General features: G+C 68.6%; 30 protein-coding genes and 1 pseudogene. 18 read left to right on the forward strand and 13 right to left on the reverse strand.

Features of this window, described 5'->3' with window-relative positions:
• Positions 1-309 precede the first annotated feature (309 nt).
• Genes QK444_RS03650 through ccsB form a run of 5 tightly spaced genes read left to right on the forward strand, consistent with a single transcriptional unit; the run spans position 310 to position 5,147 of the window.
• Positions 310-948 (forward strand): histidine phosphatase family protein, encoded by a 639-nt coding sequence (locus tag QK444_RS03650; RefSeq protein WP_039817607.1) that lies wholly within the window; start codon positions 310-312, stop codon positions 946-948.
• Entirely contained in the window at positions 945-1,685 is a 741-nt protein-coding gene (locus tag QK444_RS03655; protein WP_282777049.1) for a TlpA disulfide reductase family protein, read from the forward strand. Before QK444_RS03650 ends, QK444_RS03655 begins: the two co-directional genes overlap by 4 nt.
• 2 nt (positions 1,686-1,687) lie before the next feature.
• Positions 1,688-2,536, forward strand: a complete 849-nt coding sequence (locus QK444_RS03660; RefSeq protein WP_282777095.1) for a cytochrome c biogenesis CcdA family protein — start codon at positions 1,688-1,690, stop codon at positions 2,534-2,536.
• The gene (locus QK444_RS03665; protein WP_282777051.1) at positions 2,536-4,164 is read left to right on the forward strand and encodes a cytochrome c biogenesis protein ResB; all 1,629 of its coding nucleotides are present in this window, start codon (positions 2,536-2,538) and stop codon (positions 4,162-4,164) included. The genes QK444_RS03660 and QK444_RS03665 overlap by 1 nt, the downstream gene beginning before the upstream one ends.
• A 2-nt stretch (positions 4,165-4,166) precedes the next feature.
• On the forward strand, positions 4,167-5,147 hold the full coding sequence (ccsB, locus tag QK444_RS03670) for a c-type cytochrome biogenesis protein CcsB (RefSeq protein ID WP_282777053.1): 981 nt from the start codon (positions 4,167-4,169) through the stop codon (positions 5,145-5,147).
• 246 nt (positions 5,148-5,393) lie between these two features.
• Here the strand turns inward: ccsB and acpM are convergent, their stop codons facing one another.
• Positions 5,394-5,699: a meromycolate extension acyl carrier protein AcpM gene (acpM, locus tag QK444_RS03675; RefSeq protein WP_282777054.1), complete on the reverse strand. Its 306-nt coding sequence runs from the start codon at positions 5,697-5,699 to the stop codon at positions 5,394-5,396.
• Positions 5,700-5,786: 87 nt separating this feature from the next.
• Between acpM and QK444_RS03680 the strand changes: the two genes are divergently transcribed.
• The 5 genes from QK444_RS03680 to QK444_RS03700 all read left to right on the forward strand — a co-directional run bounded on the left by QK444_RS03680 (position 5,787) and on the right by QK444_RS03700 (position 10,054).
• The gene (locus tag QK444_RS03680) at positions 5,787-6,749 is read left to right on the forward strand and encodes a MerR family transcriptional regulator (protein WP_282777056.1); all 963 of its coding nucleotides are present in this window, start codon (positions 5,787-5,789) and stop codon (positions 6,747-6,749) included.
• Positions 6,750-6,884: 135 nt separating this feature from the next.
• Positions 6,885-7,382: a pyridoxamine 5'-phosphate oxidase family protein gene (locus tag QK444_RS03685; protein ID WP_282777058.1), complete on the forward strand. Its 498-nt coding sequence runs from the start codon at positions 6,885-6,887 to the stop codon at positions 7,380-7,382.
• 50 nt (positions 7,383-7,432) lie between these two features.
• A complete protein-coding gene (locus tag QK444_RS03690; RefSeq protein WP_282777060.1) occupies positions 7,433-7,840 on the forward strand; it encodes a YciI family protein in 408 nt (135 codons plus the stop codon).
• Entirely contained in the window at positions 7,837-8,982 is a 1,146-nt protein-coding gene (locus QK444_RS03695) for a DUF6596 domain-containing protein (protein ID WP_282777062.1), read from the forward strand. Before QK444_RS03690 ends, QK444_RS03695 begins: the two co-directional genes overlap by 4 nt.
• 202 nt (positions 8,983-9,184) lie before the next feature.
• Positions 9,185-10,054 carry a hypothetical protein gene (locus QK444_RS03700; RefSeq protein WP_282777064.1) on the forward strand — a complete coding sequence of 290 codons (870 nt, stop codon included), beginning with the start codon at positions 9,185-9,187 and terminating at the stop codon, positions 10,052-10,054.
• A gap of 127 nt (positions 10,055-10,181) precedes the next feature.
• Here QK444_RS03700 and QK444_RS03705 read toward each other — a convergent pair whose 3' ends face one another.
• The 3 genes from QK444_RS03705 to QK444_RS03715 all read right to left on the reverse strand — a co-directional run bounded on the left by QK444_RS03705 (position 10,182) and on the right by QK444_RS03715 (position 13,078).
• Entirely contained in the window at positions 10,182-10,745 is a 564-nt protein-coding gene (locus tag QK444_RS03705; RefSeq protein WP_282777066.1) for a TetR family transcriptional regulator, read from the reverse strand.
• Positions 10,746-10,762: 17 nt separating this feature from the next.
• Positions 10,763-12,304, reverse strand: a complete 1,542-nt coding sequence (locus QK444_RS03710) for an MFS transporter (protein WP_282777067.1) — start codon at positions 12,302-12,304, stop codon at positions 10,763-10,765.
• Positions 12,305-12,397: 93 nt separating this feature from the next.
• On the reverse strand, positions 12,398-13,078 hold the full coding sequence (locus QK444_RS03715; RefSeq protein WP_282777069.1) for a TetR/AcrR family transcriptional regulator C-terminal domain-containing protein: 681 nt from the start codon (positions 13,076-13,078) through the stop codon (positions 12,398-12,400).
• Between the two features lie 112 nt (positions 13,079-13,190).
• Here QK444_RS03715 and QK444_RS03720 point away from each other — a divergent pair, with 112 nt between their 5' ends.
• Genes QK444_RS03720 through QK444_RS03730 form a run of 3 tightly spaced genes read left to right on the forward strand, consistent with a single transcriptional unit; the run spans position 13,191 to position 15,512 of the window.
• Positions 13,191-13,679, forward strand: a complete 489-nt coding sequence (locus QK444_RS03720; protein ID WP_282777071.1) for a nitroreductase family deazaflavin-dependent oxidoreductase — start codon at positions 13,191-13,193, stop codon at positions 13,677-13,679.
• A 31-nt stretch (positions 13,680-13,710) separates the two neighbouring features.
• Positions 13,711-14,679: an ATP-binding cassette domain-containing protein gene (locus QK444_RS03725; protein ID WP_282777073.1), complete on the forward strand. Its 969-nt coding sequence runs from the start codon at positions 13,711-13,713 to the stop codon at positions 14,677-14,679.
• On the forward strand, positions 14,676-15,512 hold the full coding sequence (locus tag QK444_RS03730; RefSeq protein ID WP_282777075.1) for an ABC transporter permease: 837 nt from the start codon (positions 14,676-14,678) through the stop codon (positions 15,510-15,512). The genes QK444_RS03725 and QK444_RS03730 overlap by 4 nt, the downstream gene beginning before the upstream one ends.
• Positions 15,513-15,637: 125 nt before the next feature.
• On the opposite strand, the gene QK444_RS03735 is transcribed toward QK444_RS03730, so the two are convergent.
• Together QK444_RS03735 and QK444_RS03740 are read right to left on the reverse strand one after the other, a co-directional pair.
• Positions 15,638-15,838 (reverse strand): hypothetical protein, encoded by a 201-nt coding sequence (locus QK444_RS03735; protein WP_029926019.1) that lies wholly within the window; start codon positions 15,836-15,838, stop codon positions 15,638-15,640.
• Between the two features lie 68 nt (positions 15,839-15,906).
• Positions 15,907-16,140: a BldC family transcriptional regulator gene (locus QK444_RS03740; protein ID WP_051037783.1), complete on the reverse strand. Its 234-nt coding sequence runs from the start codon at positions 16,138-16,140 to the stop codon at positions 15,907-15,909.
• A 226-nt stretch (positions 16,141-16,366) separates the two neighbouring features.
• Here QK444_RS03740 and QK444_RS03745 point away from each other — a divergent pair, with 226 nt between their 5' ends.
• The 5 genes from QK444_RS03745 to QK444_RS03765 all read left to right on the forward strand — a co-directional run bounded on the left by QK444_RS03745 (position 16,367) and on the right by QK444_RS03765 (position 19,271).
• On the forward strand, positions 16,367-16,675 hold the full coding sequence (locus tag QK444_RS03745) for a DUF4229 domain-containing protein (RefSeq protein WP_282777079.1): 309 nt from the start codon (positions 16,367-16,369) through the stop codon (positions 16,673-16,675).
• A complete protein-coding gene (locus tag QK444_RS03750; protein WP_039817544.1) occupies positions 16,672-17,757 on the forward strand; it encodes a PLP-dependent cysteine synthase family protein in 1,086 nt (361 codons plus the stop codon). The genes QK444_RS03745 and QK444_RS03750 overlap by 4 nt, the downstream gene beginning before the upstream one ends.
• Positions 17,758-18,048: 291 nt before the next feature.
• Positions 18,049-18,270, forward strand: coding sequence for a helix-turn-helix domain-containing protein (locus tag QK444_RS03755; protein ID WP_029926011.1), 222 nt, complete (start codon positions 18,049-18,051; stop codon positions 18,268-18,270).
• Entirely contained in the window at positions 18,270-18,854 is a 585-nt protein-coding gene (locus tag QK444_RS03760) for a Clp protease N-terminal domain-containing protein (RefSeq protein WP_282777082.1), read from the forward strand. Before QK444_RS03755 ends, QK444_RS03760 begins: the two co-directional genes overlap by 1 nt.
• Before the next feature lie 36 nt (positions 18,855-18,890).
• The gene (locus tag QK444_RS03765; RefSeq protein ID WP_282777084.1) at positions 18,891-19,271 is read left to right on the forward strand and encodes a phage holin family protein; all 381 of its coding nucleotides are present in this window, start codon (positions 18,891-18,893) and stop codon (positions 19,269-19,271) included.
• A 72-nt stretch (positions 19,272-19,343) separates the two neighbouring features.
• Here the strand turns inward: QK444_RS03765 and QK444_RS03770 are convergent, their stop codons facing one another.
• The 7 genes and pseudogenes from QK444_RS03770 to QK444_RS03800 all read right to left on the reverse strand — a co-directional run.
• Positions 19,344-20,213, reverse strand: a complete 870-nt coding sequence (locus tag QK444_RS03770; protein WP_282777087.1) for a 1,4-dihydroxy-2-naphthoate polyprenyltransferase — start codon at positions 20,211-20,213, stop codon at positions 19,344-19,346.
• A 134-nt stretch (positions 20,214-20,347) separates the two neighbouring features.
• A complete protein-coding gene (locus QK444_RS03775; protein WP_282777089.1) occupies positions 20,348-20,797 on the reverse strand; it encodes an SRPBCC family protein in 450 nt (149 codons plus the stop codon).
• Between the two features lie 60 nt (positions 20,798-20,857).
• Positions 20,858-21,406, reverse strand: a complete 549-nt coding sequence (locus tag QK444_RS03780; protein WP_282777091.1) for a VanZ family protein — start codon at positions 21,404-21,406, stop codon at positions 20,858-20,860.
• A 27-nt stretch (positions 21,407-21,433) separates the two neighbouring features.
• Positions 21,434-22,570 carry an o-succinylbenzoate--CoA ligase gene (gene menE, locus QK444_RS03785; protein ID WP_282777097.1) on the reverse strand — a complete coding sequence of 379 codons (1,137 nt, stop codon included), beginning with the start codon at positions 22,568-22,570 and terminating at the stop codon, positions 21,434-21,436.
• 101 nt (positions 22,571-22,671) lie between these two features.
• Positions 22,672-23,076, reverse strand: a complete 405-nt coding sequence (locus tag QK444_RS03790; protein ID WP_306356978.1) for a DUF3349 domain-containing protein — start codon at positions 23,074-23,076, stop codon at positions 22,672-22,674.
• 25 nt (positions 23,077-23,101) lie between these two features.
• A complete protein-coding gene (locus tag QK444_RS03795; RefSeq protein WP_282777093.1) occupies positions 23,102-23,371 on the reverse strand; it encodes a hypothetical protein in 270 nt (89 codons plus the stop codon).
• A 9-nt stretch (positions 23,372-23,380) separates the two neighbouring features.
• Positions 23,381-23,888, reverse strand: a pseudogene (locus tag QK444_RS03800) (hypothetical protein); the annotation flags it as partial.

A 23,888-nucleotide genomic window follows, 5' to 3' on the forward strand; every position in this document is an offset into this window, starting at 1 on the left:
GCGGGCGCGGCCGCCGATCCCGTCGGCGGGGTGGCGACGCGAGCCGCGAGTTCGACAGCCGCGTCCGAGAGCGTGTCGGCGGATGCGTCCGCCGAATACCCGGCGGTCGAGGTGAGTGTCACCGGATCGGCTACCGAGATCACGGGCCCGGATGCCTCGGACGCGCCGGACGCCCCGGACACCCCGTACGCCTCGGATGCCTCAGTCACCCCGGATGCGGCGGCGGATGCCGAATCCGATGCGGCCACGAGCGCGCCGGACCGCGACCAGAGCCCCATTGCCACCGGCGATACCGTCCTTCCGGGCGAGGTGGCCAGTGACGTCGAGACCATCGTGCACGTGCTGCGGCACGGCGAGGTGCACAACCCCAAGGGCATCCTGTACGGCCGCCTGTCCGGCTTCGGGCTCTCGGTGACGGGTCAGGCGCAGGCGCAGGCCGTGGCGCGCTCGCTGCGCGACCACGACATCGCGCTGGTGGTGGCCTCGCCGCTGCAACGCGCGCAGGAGACCGCGGACCCCATCGCCACCCAGCACGGTCTGCTGATCCGCACCGACGACAACCTGATCGAGGCCGGGAACACCTTCGAGGGCCTGCGGGTCGCCGCCCGCGACGGCGCGCTGCGCAAGCCCCGGCACTGGCTGAAGCTGCGCGACCCGTTCACCCCGTCCTGGGGTGAGCCGTACCTCCAGATCGCGCACCGCATGCTGGCCGCGGTCAACAAGGCCCGGGTCGAGGCGGCGGGCCGCGAGGCGGTGCTGGTCTCGCATCAGCTCCCGGTGTGGACGCTGCGCCGCTTCCTGCAGGGCCAGCGCCTGTGGCACGACCCGCGCCGCCGCCAGTGCTCGCTGGCGTCGCTCACCTCGCTGGTCTACCAGGGCGACACCCTCATCGACATCGTCTACTCCGAGCCCGCCGGGGCCACCGATCCGACGGTGACCGGGGCATGACCGGTCAGCGCCGAGAGCAGGCCCCGCGTCCGAACGCGGGGCGACCGTCCGTGCCGGGGGGATTTCGCGGGAGCCGCGCCCTCCGTTCGGGTGGGCCGCTCCGGCGCACCGCGGCCCCGTCCGGGTCCGCCGCGCCGCGGCGCGTGCTGTCGATCCTGCTGGCGAGCGTGTGCCTGGTCGCCGCGCTCGCGGGCTGTTCGACGGCGGGCAAGGACGCGGTGGCCCAGGGCGGCACCTTCGATTTCGTCTCACCGGGCGGCGAGACCGACATCTTCTACGACCCGCCGTCGAGCCGCGGCACCATCGGCACGCTGTCCGGGCCGGATCTCATGACCGACGGCAAGACCACCTCGGTGAGCGATTTCCCGAATCAGGTCGTGGTCATCAATATCTGGGGCCAGTGGTGCGGCCCGTGCCGCGCCGAGGCTCCGGCGCTGGAACAGGTCTACGAGGCCACCCGCGATTCCGGCGTCGCCTTCCTCGGCATCAATGTGCGTGACAACCAGAAGGACAAGGCGCGGGACTTCGTCACCGACTACAACGTCGGCTACCCGTCGATCTACGACCCGTCCATGCGCACCCTGCTCGCGCTCGGCGGCAAATTCCCCACCAGCGTCATTCCGACCACGCTCATCCTGGACCGGCAGCACCGCGTCGCCGCGGTCTTCCTGCGCGCCCTGCTCGCCGAGGACCTCCAGCCCGCCGTCGAGCGCATCGCCGCCGAGGACCCGTCGTGAACGTGACGGTACTGGCCGGGGTCGGCGAATCCTTCCAGCAGACAGCGTCTTCCGGGCCGCTGCTGCTGGCGCTGGGGGCGTGCGTGCTGGCGGGTCTGGTGTCGTTCGCCTCGCCGTGCGTGGTGCCGCTGGTGCCGGGCTATCTGTCGTATCTGGCGGGCCTGGTCGGCGCGGAAGCGCCGCCGGTCACCGTCGAGTCGGCGAAACGGGAAGCGGCGCAGGGTGGTTCGACGGCACTGGCCGAGAAGGCCGCGAAAAGCCGTGCGCGCCTGCGGGTCGCGGGTGCGGCCGGGCTGTTCGTCGCCGGTTTCACGGTGGTGTTCGTGCTGGCCACCGCCACCGTCTTCGGCGCGATCCAGGTGCTGAACGTCAATCGTGAACTGCTGCAACGGGTCGGCGGCGTGGTGACCATCGTCATGGGCTTGGCCTTCATCGGCCTGATCCCGGCCTTGCAGAAGGACACCCGCATGGAGCCGCGCCGCCTCAGCGGCATTGTCGGCGCACCCCTGCTCGGCGCGGTCTTCGCGCTGGGCTGGACGCCGTGCCTGGGGCCGACCCTCTCCGGCGTCATGGCCGTCTCCGCGGGCACCGACGGCACCACCGCGGCGCGCGGTGTCGCGCTCATCGTGGCCTACTGCCTGGGGTTGGGCCTGCCTTTCGTGATTCTGGCGTTCGGTTCGGCGACCGCGCTGCGCGGTGTCGGCTGGCTGCGCCGCAATTCCCGCACCATTCAGGTGATCGGCGGGCTGCTGCTGGTGGCCGTCGGCATCGCCCTGGTGACAGGGGCCTGGGATCAGTTCGTCTCCTGGGTCCGCGACGCCTTCGTCTCGAATGTGACCCTTCCGATCTGATGACAGCGACCGAAACCCCCACCGCCCCCGCTCCTTCCGGCCCGCCGCGCCAGTCGCTGCCGGGTCGGGTGCTGGCCACCCTGCGCAATACCTGGCGCGGGCTCACCAGTATGCGCACCGCGCTCATGCTGCTGTTCCTGTTGGCGCTGGCCGCGATTCCGGGCGCGCTGCTGCCGCAACGGAGTCTGAACGCGCAGAAGGTGGACCAGTACATCGCGGACCGGCCGACGCTGGGGCCGTGGATGGATCGCCTGGAACTGTTCGACGTATTCGGCAGTTTCTGGTTCACGGCCGTGTACGTGCTGCTGTTCGTCTCGCTGGTGGGCTGCATCCTGCCGCGCTGCTGGGACCACTATCGGGCGCTGCGCACCGAGCCGGTCAGGGTGCCGCGCAATCTGTCCCGGCTGCCGTACCACCACGAGGGCGGCGAGACCGCCACGCCGGAGGAGGTCGTCGAGCGCGCCCGCCGGGAACTGCGCGGCTGGCGCACGGTGATCCGCCCCGGCACCCGCGAGGGCGAGATCACGGTCTCGGCGGAGAAGGGCTACACCCGCGAGTTCGGCAATCTCGTCTTCCATCTCGCGCTGGTGGCGCTGCTGGCGGCCATCGCCATCGGCAAGCTGTTCGGCTACGAGGGCAATGTCATCGTCATCGCCAACAATGGTCCCGGGTTCTGCACCACCTCTCCGGCGGTGTTCGACTCCTTCCGGGCGGGCAATGTCAACGATGGCACCGGCCTGACGCCGCTGTGCGTGCGAGTGCAGAACTTCAAGGCCGACTATCTGCCCAACGGGCAGGCGGAGATGTTCACCTCCGATATCTCGTATCAGGCGGGCGCGGATCTGAGTTCGAACACCTGGCGTGACACCACGCTGAAGGTAAACCATCCGCTGCGGGTGGCCGGTGACCGGATCTACCTGCAGGGTCACGGTTTCGCGCCGAAGTTCACGGTCACCTTCCCGGACGGACAGACCCGCACCGAGGCCATCCAGTGGCGGCCGGACGATGCGACGACCTTCCTGTCCAGCGGGGTGCTGCGCATCGACCCGCCCGGCGGCATGTATCCCGACGAGGCGGAGCGGCGCAAGAACCAGATCGCCATCCAGGGCCTGTTCGCGCCCACCGGCCTGCTGCACGGCACGCTGCTCACCTCGAGCTATCCGGCCATGACCAACCCCATGGTGGCGGTGGACATCTATCGCGGTGAGACCGGTCTGGACACCGGGCGCGCGCAGTCGCTGTTCACCCTGGATCCGGAGATGATCAAGCAGGGTCGGCTGAACAAGGAGCAGCGGGTCAATCTGTCGCCCGGTGAGTCCGCGACGCTCGCCGACGGCACCACGGTGACCTTCGACGGTGCGGAAGAGTTCGTGAACCTGCAGGTCTCGCACGATCCGGCGCAGGGCTGGGTGCTGGGTAGTTCGATCGTGATGATGGCGGGTCTGCTGGTGTCGCTGCTGGTGAAGCGCCGCCGGATCTGGCTGCGGGTGTACCCCGACGCGGACCCCGATGACAAACGACGTACCGTAGTAGAAATGGGTGGACTGGCCCGCACCGACCAGGCGGGTTGGGGCGGCGAATTCGACCGCCTACGCACACGGCTGCTGGACCACAGCACGGGAGAATGACTATGCCGATCGACGAAACCCTCGCCGGATACAGCAATCTCGCCTTCAAATCGGCGTTCGTGGTCTACCTGCTGGTGTTGGCGATGCTGATCGTGCAGTACGCCTCGGCCCGCAAGAAGCTGACCGCCGAACGGGAACTGGTCACGGTCGGCGGTTCCGGCTCCGGTGACGTGCCCGCGGCGAACGTGCCCGGCAAGCTCGCCGAGAAGCCCGCTCCCACGCTGGCCGAACGGTTCGGCAATATGGCCTTCGCGGTGCTGTTCGTGGCGATCGGCCTGCACCTGGCCTCGATCGTGCTGCGTGGTTTCGCGGTGCACCGCTTCCCGCTCGGCAATATGTACGAGTTCATCACCATGGCCTGCGCCGCCGCCATGGTGACGGGTCTGGTCTTCATGTCCGACCGGCGTTTCCGCGCCATGTGGGTGTTCCTGATCGTTCCGGTCCTGGTCCTCATGTACCTGGCGGGCAACGTCCTCTACGCCGAGGCGGCTCCCGTGGTCCCGGCGCTGAAGTCCTTCTGGCTGCCCATCCACGTCACCATCGTGAGCATCGGCTCCGGCATCTTCCTGCTCTCCGGCGTTGCCAGCCTGCTGTTCCTGTTCCGCATGCGCCAGCCCGACGGCGCGGAATCCGACAACCTCCTCGGCTCCCTGGCCCGCCGCCTCCCCGACGCCCGCACCCTGGACCGCCTCGCCTACAAAACCACCATCGTCGCCTTCCCTCTCTTCGGCACCGGCGTCATCCTCGGCGCCATCTGGGCCGAAGCCGCCTGGGGCCGCTTCTGGGGCTGGGACCCCAAGGAAACCGTCTCCTTCATCACCTGGGTCGTCTACGCCGCCTACCTCCACGCCCGCGCCACCTCCGGCTGGCGCGACACCAAGGCCGCCTGGATCAATATCGCCGGCTTCACCGCCATGCTGTTCAACCTGTTCATCATCAACATCGTGGTGAGCGGGCTGCACAGCTACGCGGGGCTGAACTAACCCCATCTACCTGCTGGTTCCCCGAACTGTCCGGTGCAGCCGTACCTGAATTCTCGGATTCGGTACGCAGCAGGTACGCAGATCAGCAGGGACGCTCCCGCAGCACGGTGGCCACGGCTGCCCGCGTGGTCGCGTCCGCGTCCGGCCACGGGTGAGCGTCGTAATACCGCAGGGTGGTCACGGCGCTGCCATGACGGACACGGGCCTGGACAGGCTGATGTCTGGCATGAGGTGTGAGCCTGCTGCTCAGGGGGTTCGGTCTTCCTTGTACCTCGCTTCCATCTCCGCGGCGAGTTCGGGCTTCTCGGTCTCCATCCTCAGGACGTAGGCCACCGCGTCGCCGACGGTTCGCAAGCTGGCCAGGTCCTCGTCGGGGACCTTCACGCTGTACTTGTCCTCCAGTTGGACAGCGATCTCCACCAAAGACAGCGAGTCGATGTCCAAATCGGTCACGAAGGACTTCTCGATCGTCACCTCCGCGGCGTCGATTCCCGTCACCTCCTCGACGATCTCCGCGATGCCGGCGACGATTTCTGCTTGCGTGGTGGCCACGAAACACCCTCCTCGGTGTGACGACGTATATGTGAACGGCAGTGGCACTACGCTAAAAGCTTCAGCGGGGTGGAGGTTCAAGAGCTTGTGACGGACAACACGCACTCCGATGTGTTGGTGAGCATCGGAGAGTTGGCGCGCAGCACCGGGATTGCGGTGCGGACGATCCGGTTCTATTGCGACGAAGGCATTCTGGAATCGCAGCGCAGTGCGGGTGGACACCGGATGTTCGATGCCGAGAGCGCCGTCGAACGGCTGCTGCTGGTGCGGCGGCTGCGCGCATTCGGCCTCGGGCTGAACTCGATCTCCGGTGTAATCCGTGACGAGCTGTCGATGGCGGAGGTCATTGCTGCCGAAAGTGCGCGGCTCGACCAGGAATTCAGGTTGTTGGCGTGGCGGCGGGCATCATTGCGGGCCATCGAGAGTGTGTCCCCGGCACAGCGTGCCGAACGCCTCGCGCTGCTCGCGGCCGCGCAGGATGGTGGTGCCGTGCACGACGGGCTCGTGCGATTCTGGCGGCGTATCCTCGCACCGCTACCGCAGCACATCAGTGCGCGCTGGGTGTACTGGAACGTCCCGGAGCCGCCCGCCGATCCGTCGCTCGACGAGGTTGTCGCCTATGCCGAGTTGGCCGCCCTGATCGCCGACCCCGAGATGAGCCGAGTCGTCCGGCGGCAATACTGGCGGAATCAGCCGGAGCGGATCCGGGACCGTCACGGGTTGTACGCCGCGGTAGGTGACGTGATGACCGAGGTGGTGCCGCTCGTGGCGTCCGGCGTGCGACCGCACGCCGGACAGGCAGTCGATCAGTACGTCCATGCCCACGCGCACGCCCGCGCCGAGCGCGATTCCCCGCGCTTTCGCGCCCGGCTGCTGGCCGGTGCCACCGATGCCGATCACCGAATTCAGCGCTACTGGGCCTTGACCGCACAGTTCTTCGGGACCCGCGTCACCGTCGGACGCGCCCACGATTGGGTGTACAACGCCCTGGTCCACAGCACTGCTCTCACCGGTATTCCGGAGACCGCGACGTCGCACCGATCACGCTGAGTGCGGCCGGTGGGTCGAGCCTTCTCGAAACTTCGTGGAAATTTCTTGCCGTGGATGTCGAGAAGTGTCGCGTGGCTCCGTCCCAGGGGTACGAGCAGCCGAACCGGCCTCGATAACCGAGAAGGAGTGACCGTCATGCGACCGAATGAGATCACCGCTGTCCTGAACCGTCCGATCAGCCAGGAGTTGCTGGCTCGCGACCTGCTGCGCATGGCCTATGTCGCCAAGGACGGCACACCGCGCAATATCCCGATCTCGTTCACCTGGAACGGTGCGGAGATCGTGGTCTGCACCACGAAGAACGCGCCGAAGCTGCCCTCGCTGCGGCGCAATCCCGAGGTCGCGCTGACCATCGACACCGAGGTGCATCCGCCGAAGATCCTGCTCATCCGCGGGCGGGCGGAGATGGAGGTGGTGGATGGGATTCCGGAGGAGTACCTGCAGATGAACGGCAGCTACGAAATGACTCCGGAGCAGCGCGTCGAGTGGGAGGCCGAGGTGCGGTCGCTCTACGACGGCATGGTGCGGATCGTGATCACCCCGACGTGGGCGAAGCTCATCGACTTCGACACCACGCTGCCCACCGCGGTCGAGGAACTGATCCGGCAGCGCGCCGAGCGTCAGGGTGCCTGAACCGACCATCACGGCCAGAATGGGCCGGAAAGGCACGAGGGGAGAACATCATGGCCAAATATCTGCTGCTCAAGCACTACCGAGGTGCCCCCGCGCCGGTCAACGACGTGCCGATGGACCGGTGGACGCCCGAGGAGGTGACCGCCCACGTGCGGTACATGGAGGACTTCGCCGCGCGCCTCGCGGCCAGCGGCGAGTTCGTCGACAGTCAGGCGCTGTCGCCGCAGGGCACCTTCGTCCGCTCCGACGGTGAGGGCCGCCCGCCCGTCACAGACGGCCCGTTCGCGGAGACCAAGGATCTGATCGCCGGGTGGATGATCATCGACGTGGACACCTACGAACGCGCGCTCGAGCTGGCCGCCGAACTGTCCGCCGCTCCGGGCGCGGGCGGCAACCCGGTCCAGGAGTGGCTGGAGGTGCGGCCCTTCTTCACCGAAATGCCCACGGTGACAGAGTGAACGACGCGCTGCTGCGCGACCTCGTCCCCGCGGTGATCGGCGTCCTGGTCCGCCGCGGCGCTGATTTCGCCGCGGCCGAGGACGCGGTGCAGGAGGCACTGATCCGGGCGCTGGAGACGTGGCCGGATGACCCGCCACGCGACGCCAAGGCGTGGCTCATCACCGCGGCGTGGAACAAATTCCTCGACGTCACCCGTGCCGAAACAGCGCGGCGTGGAAGGGAACTCGTCGTTGATGCGGAACCGGCGGCCGGTCCGGTGCCCACCACGGACGACACGCTGTGGCTGCACTTCCTGTGCGCGCACCCCGGCCTGTCACCCGGATCGGCCGTCGCCTTGACCCTGCGCGCTGTCGGTGGCCTGACCACCCGGCAGATCGCGGCGGCCTACCTCGTCCCGGAATCGACCATGGCGCAACGGATCAGCCGCGCCAAGCGTCGTATCGCGGGCCTGCCGCTGGACCGCCCCGGCGATCTCCCGACGGTGCTGCGCGTGCTCTACCTCGTGTTCAACGAGGGCTACGGCGGTGATGTCGACCTGGCGGCCGAGGCCATCCGCCTCACCCGCCAACTCGCCGCATCCACCGATGAGCCCGAGGTCGCGGGCCTGCTCGCCCTGATGCTGCTGCACCACGCCCGTCGCGCGTCCCGCACCGACCCGGACGGACGCCTGGTACCCCTCGCCCGCCAGGACCGATCCCGTTGGGACACAAGGCTTATCGCCGAAGGAGTGACGATCCTGCAAGCCGCGCTGGCCCGCGACCGACTGGGCGAATACCAGGCCCAAGCCGCGATCGCCGCCCTGCACGCGGACGCCCCGCACGCGTCCGAGACCGACTGGGTGCAGATCGTGGAGTGGTACGACGAACTTCTGCGGTTCACCGACAACCCGGTGGTGCGACTGAACCGCGCGGTAGCGGTCGGCGAGGCCGATGGCCCCCGCGCCGGTCTGGCCGCCCTCTCCGACCTCGACCCGACTCTCCCCCGCCACACCGCCGCCCGCGCCTACCTCCACGAACGCGCAGGCGACCTGGAACAAGCCGCCACCCTCTACGCCGAAGCCGCCCACACCGCCACCACCCTCTCCGAACGCGACCACCTCACCCGCGAGGCGGCCCGGGTACGACAGTCGTTGCGTCCATGAGATCCGCCGCCGCCCACGCGGCGGGGCGATCTCCGCGGCCAGGTGTGCTGGCCGAGGTGAGCCCGTCGCTCAGGGGGAACTGGTGGCGGACCTTACTCGGGCGATGCCGCCACAGATTCCTCCTGATCACATGACCACCCTGTGGAAGCGAGAGTTCAACTCGGTCGGCTAGGGTGCGGCCCTCTGAACAGCGAGGGAGTACATGAAGAAGTGGCGTGACCTGGACCGTGCTACGCGGAAGGCGTTGTTGCGGGGTGAGCCTGCCGTCGATCCCGAGGTCGATCGGATTGCTCGGGCGTATGCGGAGAAGGCGCTCGGGAGGATCAGCGTCCCGCGGATTCTGATCTTGACACTGTGCGGTGCGGTGCTGGGGTTGGGGTTGGGCTATGTCATCTCGGTGACGGGACTTCCGTTCGTGCTGGTCTCCGTATTGGCGGTTGTGGTCGTTGTCGGATACTTCGTTGTCGAGGGTCGGCGCCGACTCGCCCTGATCCGCGTGCTGAATATCAGTCGCGGGGCACCTCGAAACCCCATCGTGCCGGGGGCGTCCGAGCGGTTGGAAGTGAGGTTGCCGACACGTGGCGCGCTACGGAGCATGCTGCCATTTGTGCTGATGGTCGTGATCCCGCTCGCGGGCGGTATCGCGGCGTCCATTCCAGTGCTGATCGGTGTCGCAGTGGTCTGCGCCGTACCGGTGCTCGCGTATATCGGCTATCTGCTGACCTGGTCGTTGTCGGGGCGTCCGCTATTCGTCTTCGATGCTGTCGGTGTGCACACGCCGTCGTTGGGGCTGTTCGTCGGATGGGAGGCCATCAGTGAGATCCGGGTGGTGCCGCTGCGCGGATCGGGGACTGACGGAAAAGTGCTCGTCTTCATTTTGCGCGACGACCGGACCTATCTGCGACAGTTGCCGCGCTGGCAGGCGTTCCTGTCCACACTGAATACGAAAACCTACCTGTCCCCGCTGATCGCCATGGACGGGTTGGTCGACAAGCCGATCGAGCGGATCGCCGCGACGACGGCCGCCCTGTCCGGCCTGTCGGTGTCGTCCGTCGCTCGGGACGCCGGGTGAGCCAAGGCTGACTCCCGCACTGACATCCACAACCTCACCCACCCCGATGGCCCGTCGCTGAGGGGGAACTGGTGGCGGACCCTACTCGGGCGATGCCGCTGCGGATTCCCCCTGAACGCAGTCCACTTCACCTGGGACGCGGTAGCGCGCGCGTGAGCAGGGCGCGGATGTGGTCCGGGTCGGCGCCGTGGTCGTCGAGGAGGATCGAGGTGCACAGGCCGTCGGTCAGGGCTACGAAGGATTCGATGACGGCGGGGTCGTCGGTTCGGGTTCGGGCCAGTTCGGCGACGCCTTCGCGCCAGCGGCGCGCCACGGTGCGGAGGGCGGGGCGGCGGGCCGCCAGGGTGGAGAGTTCGCGTTCGGCGAGGGCGCGTTCGCGGCCGGGGCCCGCGGATTCGGCGATGATGTGGGCCAGGCCGTCGAGGGGGTCGTCCGCGGTGGTGACGAGTTCGCGGATGCGGTGGGTGTAGGCCTCGGTCACGCTGGTCAGTGCCGCGACGAGCAGGTCGTCCAGGGTGGCGAAGTAGTAGAGGGTGAGGCTGGTGGTGATGCCCGCCTCCTTGGCGACGGTGCGGTGGGTCACCCCGGCCGCACCGTCGCGATTGACGACCGTCAGCGTCGCCTCGATGATCTGGGCACGGCGGCGTTCACCGCGTATCTTGCGGCCGTCGACCGTTTCCGGCTGGGTCACCGCGCTCCTCTCACCGCTCATCGTCGCTGTTGCGAGGCTATCGGTTCCGGCGCGGGCTCGGCCGCGCCGATCGGCCGGATGTGGCGCAGGGTCCGGTAGCAGATGAGCGCTGCGAACGCGATCGCCGTTCCGGCGGCGATCGCGGTGACCCCCAGTCCACTGGTGAATGCCTCGCGCGCCTGCTGGAGCGCCCCGGCGGGCAACTGATCCGCCACGGTGTCGGCACCCGCGAGACTGTCGGCATACAGCTCGGCCGCATGCGGGGACAACCCCGCGGGGGTCTCGATCGCGGTCCGATAGACGGCCGTGGTGGGACTGCCCAGCAGCGCCACTCCGGCCGCGATGCCGAGTTCCTGGACGGTCTCCGAGAGTGCCGCGGCCGAACCGGATTCGCTCGGCGGCGCCGCCCCCACGACGATGTCGGTACCCAGTGCCGCGATGACCCCGAGTCCGAGATAGACGAACGCGAATCCGAGGACCACGGCCGCCTTTCCGTCGGTTCCGGTGCGAGCCAGGAGTCCGTAGCCGATCAGCGACAGCGCCAGCGTGGCGGCCATGACCACCCCCGGCGACACGCGTCGCGCCAGTAGCGGCGCACCGATTCCGCCGATCAGCATGGCCAGCGCGGGCGGCCCCATCCACAGCCCGGCCATCGCCGGGGAGAGCCCCGCGACGAATTGCAGGTACTGCGTGACCAGGTACATCACCCCACCGAAGCCGATGAGACCGACGAACAGGACGGCCAGGGCGGCGGCGAAGGATCGACTGCCGAAAAGCCTGATGTCGAGCAGTGGTTCGGGCAGGCGCAGCTGCCGCCGCACGAAGGCGACCGTCGCGGCGGCCCCGAGCACGGCGGTGGCCCCTGCCTGGAGGTCGATGCCATGTGCCGCAGCGTGTTTGATCGCGTAGATGATCGGCAGCAGGGCGGCCAGCGACAGTGCGACGCTCCACAGGTCGAGTCGCCCGGTCGCGGAACGGAATTCGGGCAGCAGCGCCGGTGCGGCGGCCAACACCACCGCACTGACCGGCACTGCGAGCAGAAACACCGCACCCCACCAGAAGTGAGCGACGAGGACGCCGCCCACCACCGGCCCCGCGGCCATACCGAGCGCGAACATGGTGGCCCACACGCCGATCGCCATCGCCCGCTGCCTGGCATCGGTGAACATCGTGCTGATCAGGGACAGGGTGGACGGCATGAGGGTCGCACCGGCCACGCCGAGCAGCGAACGCGCCGCGATCAGCCACAGGGCGCTGGGTGCGGTGGCCGCGAGCACGGACGCCGCGGCGAACGCGGTCATGCCGATCATCAGCAGCCGACGGCGGCCGATGCGGTCGCCCAGCGTGCCCATGGTGATCAGGAAGCGCGCGATGAGGAAGCCGTAGGCGTCCATGATCCACAGCGTCTCGGTCGCGGTCGGCCGCAGTTCCGCGGCCAGGCTGGGAACGACGAGGTAGAGCGCCGTCACGTCGAGCCCGAGCAGTGCGGTCGGCAGCGCCAGCACCGCCAGTCCGGCCCACTGCCGCCATCCGGCGGGTGCCGGTGATTCCGTACTCATGCGCACTCCCGACTTAGTTGAACCAACGTACTATTTGTACCATCGTTCAAATTTAATGGCGCGCAATGCCGCCGTCGATGAGTGCGATCGAGGTCAGGACGCCGCGCGCAGGCGTTCCAGGCCGTCGAGGATGAGGTCCAGGCCGAATTCGAATTCGGTCTGGTCGTCGCACCAGCCGAGGCCGGGTTCGGTGTGGTCGTGGCTGGTGGCGGTGACCATGCCGGCGATATTGGGGAAGCGGTCGGCCATGGCTTGCAGGGTGGCGGTGGCTTCGTCGTCGGTTTGGTCGGTGGGGGGTTCGAAGAGTTCCTGGGTGAAGCCGAGGGCGCGGCTGCCGAGGGCGTGCATGGCGTGGTGGGTGAGGTCGTAGGAGAAGCCGCCGGTGCGCAGGATGCCGACCAGGGCGTCGAAGTAGTCGATCACCGAGAGCGTCATCATCGAGCGGGTGCCGATCACGGCGGGGGCCCACGGGTGACGGAGCAGGACCTGGCGGGCGATCAGGATGCGTTCGCGCAGAACGGGTTTCCAGTCGGCGGGGGATTCGGCGACCAGGTGGGCGACCGCCTTGTTGATGGTGGTCAGCACCACCTCGACCATGCCATCGAGCAGTTCGGCCTTGTTCGCCACGTGGTAGTAGAGCGACATCGCCTCGACGCCGAGGTCGGTGGCGACATTGCGCATGGTGACCGCCTCCACGCCGTCGCGGTCGGCGCGGGCGACGGCGGCGTCGAGTATCTGGTCCCGGCTCAGCCGGGGGCGTTGATCGGTGGCCATAGCGATTTCCAATTTACCGTACGCGGTAAGGCTGCCCACTCTTGACAGCCTTACGTTGTAATGCCAGCCTTACGACATAAGACTTACAACGTAAGAGAGAGTGGAAGTGACCATGTGGATCTGGATAGTCATAGCCGCGGGCACCCCGATAGGGCTGGCCCTGCTCTGGATGCTGTTCGTGCTGGTGGCGCTGCGCTCGGGCTACCGGCCCGCGGTCGCGGCCGTCCGCCGCTTCAACCGCCGCGTGACGAACCCGCGCGTGCTGCGGACCGCGGGGGAGCCGGGCGCGTCCGCCGCGCTGATCCGGCACACCGGCCGCAAGAGCGGCAAGCCCTATCGGACGCCGATCGGCATCATCGAGGCCGGCGACGACTTTCTCGTCTCGCTGCCCTACGGCCCCAGCCCGGACTGGCTGGCGAATCTGCGCGCGGCGGGCGCCGCCGAGGTGGTGCACGAGGGCGGCACCTACCGGGTCACCGAACCCGAATTGGTCCCGGCCGCCTCGGTCGCGCGGTTCCAGTCGAAGTCCGAACGGGTGCTGCTGCGGGTCTTCGGCGTGGACGAAGTGCTGCGCCTGCGCCGCTCGCCCATCGCGTCCTGACTCCGCCGAACCGAGATAGAAGGGAAAACCCATGGCCCAGTACGCCATTCACGCCGTAGGACTGCGCAAGCAGTTCGGCGACACGGTCGCCGTCGACGGCGTGGACCTGACCGTCCCCGAGGGCGGGATCTACGGATTCCTCGGCCCCAACGGTGCGGGCAAGACCACCACCATCCGCATGCTCGCGACCCTGGTCCGTCCCACCGCGGGACAGGCCACCGTCTTCGGCTACGACCTGGTGGCCAATACCGACGAGGTGCGCGCCCGAATCAGCCTCACCGGCCAATACGCCTCGGTGGACGAGGATCTCACCGGGATGGAGAACCTGGTCATGATGGGCAGGCTGCTCGGCCACGGCCGCCGCGCCGCCGCCGATCGGGCTCGGGAACTGTTGTCCGCCTTCGGGCTCGAGGCCGCGGCCGACCGACAGGCCAAGCGCTACTCCGGCGGTATGCGCCGCCGCCTGGATATCGCCGCGAGCATCGTGGTCACCCCGGCCCTGCTGTTCCTCGACGAACCCACCACCGGACTCGACCCGCGCAGCCGCAGCCGGGTGTGGGACGTGGTGCGAGCCCTGACCGACAACGGCACAACGGTTTTGCTGACCACCCAGTACCTCGAGGAGGCGGACCGGCTGGCCGACCGGCTCGCGGTCATCGACCACGGCCGCATCATCGCCGAGGGCACGACCGCGCAGCTGAAGGAATCGGTCGGCGCGGGTGCGGTGCGGGTGCGGCTGCGAGATCCGGACCGCCGCGCGGATGCCGAACGGCTGCTGGAGCGGGTGCTCGCGGTGCCGGTGCACCGCGAGGAGGATCCGGCGGCGCTGTCGGCCCGGCTCACCGACACCGCACGGGCCGGTGCGGCCCTGAGCGAACTCGCCCGCGTCGGCATCGAGGTCGGTGACTTCGGCGTCGGACAGAGCAGCCTTGACGAAGTGTTCTTCGCCCTGACCGGTCAGCACACCAAAACCGAAGCCCCCGAGGAGATTCCGGCATGACCACCACCACAACCGCACCGGCTCCCGCCTCCGATCCACTGCGCGCGGCGCTGTCGTCCGGGCAGCGTCCACCCCGCCCCGGCCCCCTGGCCACCGCCCTGGCCTTCGCGTGGCGAGCGGTGCTCCGCATCAAGCATGTGCCGGATCAGCTCGCCGATGTGACCGTCTTCCCGCTGATGATGCTGTTCATGTTCACCTACCTGTTCGGCGGGGCGCTGGCCGGATCGGTGCGGGAGTACCTGCAGTCGGTGCTGCCAGGCCTGCTGGTCATGACGGTCATCATGAGCACCCAGTCGACGGCGGTCGCCCTCAACGGTGATATCGGCAAGGGCGTGTTCGACCGGTTCCGGTCGCTGCCGATCTGGCAGCCCGCCCCGCTGGTGGGCGCGCTGCTGGCGGATCTGACCCGGTACGCCATGGCGGCCACCGTGATCGTGAGCGTCGGCGTGCTGCTGGGCTTCCGGCCGGACGCGGGGCTGCCCGGCCTGCTGGCCGGGATGGGGCTGGTGCTGCTGTTCGCCTGGTGCCTGTCCTGGGTGTGGACGAGTCTGGCGCTGCTGGCCCGCACCCCGGAGTCGGTGATGTTCCTGGCCATCCTGGTGACGTTCCCGATGAGCTTCGTCAGCAACATCTTCGTCGACCCCGCCACCCTGCCCGGTTGGCTGGAGTCGTTCGTCGCGGTCAACCCGGTATCGCAGCTGGTCACCGCCGTGCGCGGGCTGATGCACGGCCAGTCGGCCGGTGCCGAGATCGGCTGGGTGTTTCTCACCTGCGCCGTGCTGGTCGCCGTATTCGGTCCGGTGACCATGCGGCTTTACCGGCGCGAGCGCTGACCGTCGGTCGGGGCGTCGCGCGGATCACGAGAAAATCCCCGCGGATGAAGATCATCCGCGGGGATTTCCCATTCATGGTGTCGGCGTCGGAGGGAGGCGGGCCGACTCTTGCTGTTCCGGGAGTGTCAGTGCTCCGCGGAACCGGGTTCGCCGTCCCGATGCTGACGGGACAGACGCCAGAGAAATTCCGGATCGTCGTCGGGACCGATCACTCGGTTGCGTGGCCTGGATGTCGGGCCGGTGCCGGTTGATCGCTGAGGGCCGAAAGCCTTCCAGCACAGCACCGCGACGGCCACCACCGCAATGAGTGCCAACAGGTACGTCACGTCGCTCACCTCCTGCCAACGAGGGTAATCCGTGTGCGTACCCGCGGCACCGGGTAACGGGAAACGATCTAGCCGCGAGTCGCCTCGGTGGTGAGCGACCTCAGGAGTTGCATGACTTCTGCTTCGCGGAACCGGCGATGTCCGCCCGGAGTCCGCAGCGAGCCGAGCCGACCGGCGTGGGCCCAGCGGGTAACGGTCTTCGGATCTACGTGGAACAGGGCAGCCACCTGACCAGGGGTGAGCAGTGTGTCCTGGCCGTTGACGGAACCCAATACGCGGCTCGCCGCGGTGAACGCAGTCATTCGCAAACCTTTCCGTATCGACAGATCCCTCATCAGTAGCGACATCGTTGCACTGTCACCCCCGGGTGTTCGAACGGTCTCAGTTTGGTAAAGGGGAAGTAATAGACAAAACGGATATCCGTACTGTGTTCGCTGTCACGAATAACGACCCTGTAGCGAATATCCAGCGATCGTTCCTCGAGGGTTGCGACGAATGCCGGAATGTCCGTCGCATACTCTGGTGCCCGTGAGTGACGCTTCCCGACCCGACGGTGCGGGCCGCCGCCTGGCACGCAATCTTGCCCTCTACACGCTGGCGCGGCTGGCCCTGGTCGTCGCGCTCACCGCGGCCGTCATCGGCGCGGCGCAGCTGGTGGGCGTGGACGTCCCGCTCATCGTGGCCGCGCTGTTCGCGCTGCTCATCGCCATGCCCCTGTCCATGACGCTGTTCAAGGGGCTGCGCACCAAGGTGAACCAGGACATCGCCGTCGTCGACGCCAAGCGCCGTAGGGACCGTGAGCAGCTGCGCTCGCGCCTGCGGGGTGAGGACGCGTGAAGCGCTGCGAGCGCAGTACCCCGCGCGACTGGGTCGACAATGCCGTGCGGCTGATCGACGCCGACACCCAGCGCAGCGCCGACACCCACCTGTTGCGCTACCCGCTGCCCGCCGACTGGGGCGTGCAGCTGTACCTCAAGGACGAATCCACCCACATCACCGGCAGTCTCAAGCACCGGTTGGCGAGATCGCTGTTCCTGTACGCGATCTGCAACGGCTGGGTCACCGAGGGCACCACGGTGGTGGAGGCGTCCAGCGGCTCGACCGCGATCAGTGAGGCGTACTTCGCCCAGTTGCTGGGCCTGGACTTCGTGGCCGTGGTGCCCGCCAAGACCTCGCGGGAGAAGGTCGCGCTCATCGAGGCGCAGGGCGGCCGGTGCCATTTCGTCGAGCGTGCGCCGGACATCTATACGGAGGCGGCGCGGCTGGCGGCCGAATGCGGCGGCCACTACATGGACCAGTTCACCCACGCCGAACGGGCCACCGACTGGCGCGGCAACAACAACATCGCCGAATCCATCTTCCAGCAGCTGGAACTGGAGACGCATCCGGTGCCGGAGTGGATCGTGGTGGGGGCGGGCACCGGCGGTACCAGCGCCACCATCGGCCGCTATATCCGGTACCGGCGGCACGCCACCCGGCTCGCGGTGGTCGACCCGGAGAACTCGGCCTTCTACGGTGGCTACGAGATGGCCGACGCGGGCTATCAGACCGGAATGCCCTCGCGGATCGAGGGGATCGGGCGGCCGCGGGTGGAGCCGTCGTTCATCGGTCAGGTGGTGGACACCATGATCGAGGTGCCCGATGCCGCGTCCATCGCGGCGGCGCGTTTCGCCAGCCGAGCCCTGGGGCGTCGGGTGGGCGGGTCCACCGGCACCAATCTGTGGGGTGCGTTCGCCCTGATCGCGGAGATGATGGCGCAGGGGCGCGCGGGCAGTGTGGTGACCCTGCTGTGTGATGGCGGAGACCGTTATGCCGGAACCTATTTCAATGACGAATGGGTTGCCGGGCAGGGTCTGAGCCTGGCCGAACCGGAGGCCGTGCTCACCAAATTCCTGGCCACCGGCCAGTGGTCTGCCTAGTTTTCGCACGGCACAGCGTTTTCCGTGCTATGCGGAGCATTGTTCGCGGGTTGTGACCAAGCGCATTTCTGATAGCTGAGCATTTGCGGTATCGGTCGCGTTGGCGGTCGTAGCGGGCTGCGCGGGTGTCGCGGCGGTGCTCCGATGTCGCAATTTTCGTTAACACCCGTTGACGTTTCGGGCCTTTCGAGCGCTATCGGACGCATGTCCGCATGGGGTGTCCCGGGGGTCCTCCATCGTGCATGTCAATTTTTGTTGACGTCACGCGAGTGTCAACGTAAATTGACGTTCATGAGTGAGGCAACGACTCTGGCGGCCGCCGCCGGGAGCCCCGACCCGCAGGTCGGACTCCGCGCGGTGCTGGCACTGCGTCGGCTGCTCGAGCGGCTCGAAGCCATCCAGGTGGCCAATGCCCGGCGACAGGGCTGGTCCTGGCAGGCGATCGCGGACGCGCTCGAAGTGAGCCGGCAGGCGGTCCACCAGAAGTACAACCGGAGAGGCGGGATCCGCTGATGTTCGAACGATTCGACAAGGCAGCCAGATTCGCGGTGGTGGGGGCGCAGGAGGAGGCGCGGGAACTGCGCGCGCCGAGCATTGGGCCCGAGCACCTGCTGCTGGGGCTGCTCGACTGCCCCGACCAGGCGCTGCGGGACATGCTCGGCGAGGCCGGGCTCACCGTTTCCGGGGTGCGAGAAGCGCTGGCGCGCAAACGGGGTGGGGAGCCCCTCGGCGCGGAGGACGCCGCCGCGCTGAAATCCATCGGCATCGACCTGGACGCGGTGCGGGAGAGTCTGGAAGCCAGCTTCGGCGAGGACGCCCTCGAGCGCGCCGAGCCGCCGGAACAACAGCGTCGGGGACTGTTCGGCCGCGGCAAGGGCAACTTCGGCCACCTCCCCTTCACCCGGGAAGCCAAGAAGGCGCTCGAGCTCTCGCTGCGGGAGGCGCTCGCGCGCAAGGACAACCGCATCGAGGCCGGGCACGTCCTGCTCGGCATCCTGCGTGATCCGACCCCGACGGTGGGCGACCTCATCGGCGGAGACGAGGAAGTGACGCGGCTGCGCGGGGCGACCCACACGCTGCTCGATCGCGCGGCGTGACCGGACGGCCGGGCATTTCGGGCCTACGATCGCTGCATGACGCTCCTGCTCCGCCTGATCATCACCGGTGTGGCCATCTGGCTGGCCGCCGAATGGGTGTCCGGCATCGACATCATCGCCCCCGAGGACACCACCTCCAGCAAGCTGCTGGTGCTCGCGGTGGTCACCGTGGTCTTCACGATCGTGAACGCCTTCGTGAAGCCGATCGTGAAGCTGCTGTCGCTACCACTGGTGATCCTGACGCTGGGTCTGTTCCTGCTGGTGATCAATGCCCTGATGCTGTGGCTGACCTCGTGGCTCACGGGGTACACCGACTACCAGCTGCATGTCGAGGGATTCTGGGCGGCGGTGCTCGGCGGCATCATCATCACGCTGGTGAACTGGGTGCTCGGCATCCTGGTGCCGGATGGGGACTGAGCCGTCCCGGTACGAGACGAACGCCCCGGCCGTGGCCGGGGCGTTGTCGTTGCGCGGGGACTGAGCGCCGCGTCAGGCGACGGTGAGCGCGATCGCCGTGAGCAGAGACCAGACGAGCAGGGCGAGGCCGGTGTCGCGCAGCGCGGGAATCAGACCGGGTCCGCCCTGCCCGGAGCGCACCGGAGCATTGGCGCGGACGGCCAGCGGGAGGGCGAGCAGCCCCGCCAGCGCGAAGGGGGTGCGGGCCACCAGGGCCAGACTGGCCAGGAACGGTACCGCCATCAACACGATATGCAGTGTGCGGGTGCGGGTGTCGCCGAGCCGGACGGCCAGGGTGAGCTTGCCGGAGACCGTGTCGGTGGGGATATCGCGCAGATTGTTGGTGACCAGCACCGCACTGGAGAACGCACCCACCGCGACGGCGCCGACCAGGCCCGCCCAGTCGACCCGCTCGGCCTGCACGAACTGGGTGCCCAGCACCGCCACCAAACCGAAGAACACGAAGACCGCGATCTCACCGAAACCGCTGTAGCCGTAGGGGTTCCGGCCCCCGGTGTAGAACCAGGCGCCCGCCAGGCAGGCCGCGCCCACCAGGATCAGCCACCAGGCGGTGGTGGCCACCAGCACCAGACCGATCACCGCGCCCAGCGCCAGGCAGGCGATGGCGGCATTGCGCACCGCCGCCGCGCTCGCCAGCTTCGAACCGACCAGCCGCAGCGGGCCCACCCGCTCGTCGTCGGTGCCCCGAATCCCGTCGGAGTAGTCGTTGGCGTAGTTCACCCCGATGATGAGCGACAGTGAAAGCAGCAGGCACAGTACCGCTTTCCACCACACCGCCCCACCGATCGAGGCCGCCGCCCCCGTGCCCACCAGGACCGGCGCGATCGCATTCGGAAGCGTGCGCGGCCGAGCGCCCTCGATCCACTGTCCAGCTGTTGCCATGATCGGCAGCCTAATGCGCGGTGCCGGGGCTGCGCATCGGGAGGATCCGCACCGCGCGGTCGGTTCGCTGTGTTGACGGGACGAACGTCGTCGCTGGGTGCGGGCGCGGCGTCCCGCCCCCACCCAGGCCGGGTTCAGGATTCGGCGGCAGCCTTGAGCCGGGCGAGCCCCTTCTCGAAGTCCTTGCCGATCAGCTTGTCCATGAGCTTGCCGAGCATGGTCATCATGCGGGTGCGCTGACCGGTCATCCGCCAGGTGACCTCGGTGCCGCCGTCGACCGGCCGCAACTCGAAGGTGACCTGATTGGTGGCCTTCCACGGCTTCTCGAACTCCAAGCTGAGCTCGACCCGGTCGGCGGTGCTCGCGGTGATCTCCATCGCGCCCTGCCCGGCCTTCCGGTTGCCCTTCCAGTCGTACCTCGCGCCCGGGCCGCGATCGGCGCCGGAGTAGACACGCTCCAGATCGGGGTCCAGACCCTCCCAGGGCGACCACTGCTGCCACTGGTGCAGATCGTCGATGAGCGCGTGTATCCGTGACGGTTCGGCCGCGATCACGGTCTGCCGCGCGAGTTCGAAATCGGCCATGAAGATCAGCGTAAGCGGTGCGGTGCCAGCAACCGCGCGAATCCGACACGTCCGCGCGGCTCACCCGGGATCGGCGACGGCCCTCGCAGGCCGCTTCGCGTACGCGGCCGACAGCAATGCGCCGATGCCCGCACCGGCGGCGTTCATGAGCACATCGTCCACCGACGAGAACCGACCGAGCCGGAACGCGTACTGCGCGAACTCCAACGATGCCGAGAGGACCGCGCCGAGTGCCACCATGGTCCACACGTTCGCCAGGCGCGGCACCCGCAGCGGCAGAAAGAAACCCAGCGGCAGGAACACGATCAGGTTCGGGACGATCTGCACGACCGCCCGGGTCGGCGTATCGCTCAGCGTCTGCACCAGATCCCGCAGCGGCACCAGCAGTACCGCCGCCTCCCCGTCGACGGGGGTGAGGATCATCCAGATCCAGGGCAGCGTGCCCAGCACGATCGCGGCCTCGGACACCGTATGCCGCAACGCCTCCGCGCGCGGGCTGCCCCGGCGCAGTCGCCAGCGGCGCAGCACCGCCGCTCCGGCAACCGTGATCGGCACCGCGATCGCCCACGCCACCAGAACATGTCCCCACTGCACCCAGACATCCCGCACCAGCGGGACGTTACGGGTGCGATGTGGTCAATGTGTGGAGTCGGCGAGGAGATGTTCGCGCAGTTTCACCCGGTCCGGCTTGCCCGGACCGCGCAGCGGCAGATCGTCGAGTACCGCCAGTTCCCGCGGCGCGGCGATGGCGTCCAACTCCTTCATCACGTGCTCGCGCAATTCGTCCAGCGTGGGCGGGGTCGCGCCGACCGCCGGGACGACGGCCACCGCCACCCGCTGACCCAGCCGCTCGTCGGGCAGGCCGAGTACCACGCATTCGCCGACCGTCGGATGCGTGGCCAGCACCGCCTCCACGACCTGCGGGATCACCAGCAGGCCACCGGTCATGATGGCCTCGTCCAGGCGGCCGGAAATGGTCAGCACGCCGTTCTCGTAGGTGCCCGCGTCCTCGGTGCGGAACCAGCCGGGTTCGGCGAAGGCCGGGTGGTCCGGCAGCCCGCGATAGCCGTTGGCCAGGGTGGTGCCGCCCAACATGACGCGCCCGTCCTCGATGCGGATCTCGGTTCCGTCGAGCGGGACGCCCTCGTAGACGCAGCCGCCGCAGGTCTCGCTCATCCCGTAGGTGCGCACCACGTTGATGCCCGCCGCCCGCGCCCGTTCCAGCACCGGTGCGGGCGTGGCCGCACCGCCCACCAGGACGGCGTCGAACCGCGCCAGCGCCTCGGTGCCCACGGGTTCGTCGAGGGCCTTGATGAGCTGCGTGGGCACCAGCGAGGTGTAGCGGCGCGGCCCCCGCATGCCCGCCACCGCACTCGCCAATCCCTCGGGGAGAAAGCCGTCGGAGACGTCCAGCACGACCGGTTCGGTCCCGGCGAGAATGCTGCGCAGCAGCACCTGGATACCGGCGATGTGATGGGTGGGCAGCGCGAGCAGCCACTGTCCGGGCCCGCCCAGCCGCTCGTGGGTGGCCTCACCGCTGGCGCGCAGCGCGGCCGCGGACAGCATGGCCCCCTTGGGGATTCCGGTGGTGCCGGAGGTGGTGACGACCAGCGCCACATCGTCCTCGATCGGCTCGCCGGGGCGCAGGGCACTGCTCAGCCGGTGCGCCTCGCGGCGATCGGCGGTGGGTATGGGGAGCCACGCCGGGCCACTGCCCTCCAGGGCCTCCCGCAGATGCGGCAGTACTTCTCCCACCGCGGCGCCGGTGGGCATGGGGAGGGTCCGCAGGGTGCTGCTCACGTTCGCGATCGTGTCATGTCTCGGGGTGGACGCGCGACTGTGGGTCCGCGTCCGTGGTCGATGGTGGTCGTCGGTCAATCGGACGTCGGTGTCGCCAGCGGCCATCCGCCCGCTGCCAGCCGGGAGGCCACCCGAGCGATATCGTCCTCGCCCGGTTGCTCCTTGGCAACTCGGGCGATGGCGTCGGCGATCTCGTCCTGGTCGATCTCGTCGGTAGCCCGGCGTTCGCGCACCAGTTCCTCGACCACGATGCGCACCTCGTAGTCGGTGAGCCGCCGGTGCAGCACGGCGAGCAGGGCCACGTAGTCGTCCTGCGGGACCCCTTGCGGGTACCCGGCTTTGAGCCAGTCGAGCACCTTGCGCAGGATCGAACCGGACTGGCGCAGCGACGTGCGCGCGGCCTCCAGCAGATCGGTGTGCTCCGGTCGCGCGGTGTGCTCCGCGGGCTGGGATTCCTGTGGCTGTTCGGGGGAGTTCACGGCTGTACCTCTCTTCGCGGCGGCGTCACGCGCCGAACAGGTGGATGCCGAGCCGCGAGGCCAGAAAGCCCTTGGCGATGAACAGCACACCGACCACCACCGCGATCAGCACGACGGCGAAGCAGAGGCTGGAGACGGCCTGCGCGACCGCCCGGGAACCACCGTCGGCGCCATCGTCGACCCGGGCCCGGAAGCGGATGCCGAAGGCGAAGACGGCGGGCAGTCCCGCACCGAAGATGACAGCGGCCAGCGTGACCTGGCCGAGGTCGGTGAGATTCGACAGCAAGGTGTGCATTCGCGACTCCTACCCGGTTCGGTTGGCGGTGGTCTCGGACTGCGCCGGACCGGATTCGGCGGTCGGGCCGGGGGTGGCGGCGTTCAGCCGACCGACCGCACCAGCCCCTGCGCCGATCCCCGGCCGGGGGTCCTGCGGTGTGGTGGTGTGCCGCGGCGTGGCGGTGCTCTGTGGCGCGCTGGTGCCATGTGGTGCGGTGGTGTCGTGTGGTGCGGTGGTGTCGTGTGGTGCCGTGGTGCCGTGCGGCGCGGTGGTGCCCTGCCACTCGTCGTTGACATTGTGCGAGCCGACGGCCGTACGCCGCGAACGCAGCCAGATGTAGGCGGCCGTGGCGATGAGCAGTCCGAATACCACCAGCGTGCCCGCGGTGTCGCCGATGCCGTGCAGGATCGCCCAGCACACCGCGCCGACGATGCCCGCCATGGGCAGCGTCAGCACCCAGGCGACCACCATGCGGCCCAGCACCGTCCAGCGCACCTCGGGGACCGGCCGGGCCCGCCCCGGGGCGGGGGTGGGG

Source organism: Nocardia sp. CC201C (genome assembly GCF_030010695.1).
GTDB classification, from domain to species: Bacteria; Actinomycetota; Actinomycetes; order Mycobacteriales; family Mycobacteriaceae; genus Nocardia; species Nocardia otitidiscaviarum.

Bases quoted from the DNA above. Each gene is read 5' to 3' on its own strand.
- ccsB (WP_282777053.1), top strand. From the start codon at position 4,167: ATGCCGATCGACGAAACCCTCGCCGGATACAGCAATCTCGCCTTCAAA.
- QK444_RS03795 (WP_282777093.1), bottom strand. From the start codon at position 23,371: ATGCACACCTTGCTGTCGAATCTCACCGACCTCGGCCAGGTCACGCTG.
- QK444_RS03770 (WP_282777087.1), bottom strand. From the start codon at position 20,213: ATGGCAACAGCTGGACAGTGGATCGAGGGCGCTCGGCCGCGCACGCTT.
- QK444_RS03690 (WP_282777060.1), top strand. From the start codon at position 7,433: ATGGCCAAATATCTGCTGCTCAAGCACTACCGAGGTGCCCCCGCGCCG.
- menE (WP_282777097.1), bottom strand. From the start codon at position 22,570: ATGCCCACCGGCGCCGCGGTGGGAGAAGTACTGCCGCATCTGCGGGAG.
- QK444_RS03725 (WP_282777073.1), top strand. From the start codon at position 13,711: ATGGCCCAGTACGCCATTCACGCCGTAGGACTGCGCAAGCAGTTCGGC.
- QK444_RS03715 (WP_282777069.1), bottom strand. From the start codon at position 13,078: ATGGCCACCGATCAACGCCCCCGGCTGAGCCGGGACCAGATACTCGAC.
- QK444_RS03755 (WP_029926011.1), top strand. From the start codon at position 18,049: ATGAGTGAGGCAACGACTCTGGCGGCCGCCGCCGGGAGCCCCGACCCG.
- QK444_RS03775 (WP_282777089.1), bottom strand. From the start codon at position 20,797: ATGGCCGATTTCGAACTCGCGCGGCAGACCGTGATCGCGGCCGAACCG.
- QK444_RS03720 (WP_282777071.1), top strand. From the start codon at position 13,191: ATGTGGATCTGGATAGTCATAGCCGCGGGCACCCCGATAGGGCTGGCC.
- QK444_RS03665 (WP_282777051.1), top strand. From the start codon at position 2,536: ATGACAGCGACCGAAACCCCCACCGCCCCCGCTCCTTCCGGCCCGCCG.
- QK444_RS03740 (WP_051037783.1), bottom strand. From the start codon at position 16,140: ATGACTGCGTTCACCGCGGCGAGCCGCGTATTGGGTTCCGTCAACGGC.
- QK444_RS03700 (WP_282777064.1), top strand. From the start codon at position 9,185: ATGAAGAAGTGGCGTGACCTGGACCGTGCTACGCGGAAGGCGTTGTTG.
- QK444_RS03730 (WP_282777075.1), top strand. From the start codon at position 14,676: ATGACCACCACCACAACCGCACCGGCTCCCGCCTCCGATCCACTGCGC.
- QK444_RS03685 (WP_282777058.1), top strand. From the start codon at position 6,885: ATGCGACCGAATGAGATCACCGCTGTCCTGAACCGTCCGATCAGCCAG.
- QK444_RS03655 (WP_282777049.1), top strand. From the start codon at position 945: ATGACCGGTCAGCGCCGAGAGCAGGCCCCGCGTCCGAACGCGGGGCGA.
- QK444_RS03710 (WP_282777067.1), bottom strand. From the start codon at position 12,304: ATGAGTACGGAATCACCGGCACCCGCCGGATGGCGGCAGTGGGCCGGA.
- QK444_RS03760 (WP_282777082.1), top strand. From the start codon at position 18,270: ATGTTCGAACGATTCGACAAGGCAGCCAGATTCGCGGTGGTGGGGGCG.
- QK444_RS03765 (WP_282777084.1), top strand. From the start codon at position 18,891: ATGACGCTCCTGCTCCGCCTGATCATCACCGGTGTGGCCATCTGGCTG.